We start from the raw sequence: 1,296 nt of genomic DNA, 5'->3' as shown, positions 1-1,296 counted from the left end.
TGCTTGAGTTGCTTTTGTAATTTCTCAGCAGTTGCCTGGTCACCGCGGGCCTGGGCTTGTGCAATGGCAGTCTTCAGCTTGGTCACCGTTGCTTGTGTCTGGGCTGCTGTCAGCTTCTTCAAAGCGGCTTGTTGCGATTCAAGGGCCGCGCGCTGTTTCTTAGTAACGGTCACCAGCGTCTTCATTTTCAACTTGACTAATCCTGATTGTAAACTCGCCTTAATTAAAGACGTGTTGGTTGGATTACTATTTGAATAAGTAATCGTCAATTGACCATTTTTCTGAGTCAAATAGCCATCTAGATCATGCTGCTTAATCATTTTCCGTGCCTGTGAACTATCATAATGATGAATCGTCACGTTTTTGGTATCGATCACGTTAACCACGGATTGGTCTACATGATGAACACCCAAGCTTGCTAATTGCGTCGTGTTGTTTTGAAATAAGAAATACATCAGCGTCATAATCAGCAATGGTGCCAAAAACATCAGCGCCAAGGTACGCTTATCACGTAACATTTGCTTAAAAACTCGTCTAACGATTGCCATCGTTCGCATCTTGCATCCGCCCCGCTTTCAAAAAGACCTGTTCGATCGTATCTACTGCATACTGTTGTTTCAGTGCCGCGGGTGTCCCCTCAGCAAGCGCAATCCCGTGCCGAATCAACATGAGATAATCACACCGTTCTGCTTCGTCCATGACATGCGTTGTCACGAGCATCGACTTACCGGTATCCTTGAGCTTATTTAGTTCGGTCCAAATTTGTTGCCGTAATTCTGGATCAATCCCAACGGTCGGTTCATCTAAAATCAATAATTGGGGATCCTGAATCAGGGCAATTGCCAACGACAAGCGCCGTTTCATCCCACCCGAATAGCCACTGACCCGCTTGTCTAATTGGGACGTTAAATCAACTAATCCGGCTGCATAATCAATCATTTGTGCTAACTTTATTTTTGGAACGCTCATCAATTGCCCAAACAAGGTCAGGTTTTCACGGGCCGTTAGTGTCTCATACAAAGCGTCACTTTGGGCCATATACCCTACTTGTGCCATTACCGCCCTATTGGGCATCACCGTATCCATGACTTTAACAGTGCCACTATCCACAGCTTCCATCCCTAAAATACTCTTGATCAAGGTGGTCTTCCCAGCTCCTGATGGCCCAATCAAGCCATAAATCATTCCAGCCGGCAGTGTCAAATCAATCTGATTGAGCACTTGCTGATGACCAAAGTGCTTGCTGACCTGCTTGGCGATGACATAATCCGTTGCCATTTTAATAACCCTCTTTCT

The 1,296-nt window shown here is 45.6% G+C and carries 2 protein-coding genes; both read right to left on the bottom strand.

Annotated features, from left to right (window positions below; translation table 11 throughout):
• Positions 1 to 557 (bottom strand): ABC transporter permease (locus ACOV1R_RS16030; protein ID WP_219033566.1); only part of this gene is annotated, 557 nt, incomplete at its 3' end.
• The gene (locus tag ACOV1R_RS16025; RefSeq protein ID WP_003581836.1) at positions 535 to 1,278 is read right to left on the bottom strand and encodes an ABC transporter ATP-binding protein; all 744 of its coding nucleotides are present in this window, start codon (positions 1,276 to 1,278) and stop codon (positions 535 to 537) included. The genes ACOV1R_RS16030 and ACOV1R_RS16025, both read right to left, overlap by 23 nt.
• Positions 1,279 to 1,296: the final 18 nt, after the last annotated feature.

This window comes from Lactiplantibacillus sp. YT640 (genome assembly GCF_049745435.1).
In the GTDB taxonomy this organism is placed as follows: domain Bacteria; phylum Bacillota; class Bacilli; order Lactobacillales; family Lactobacillaceae; genus Lactiplantibacillus; species Lactiplantibacillus plantarum.
Note: the sequence above shows the minus strand (reverse complement) of the source record. Positions and strands in the feature narration are given on the sequence as shown.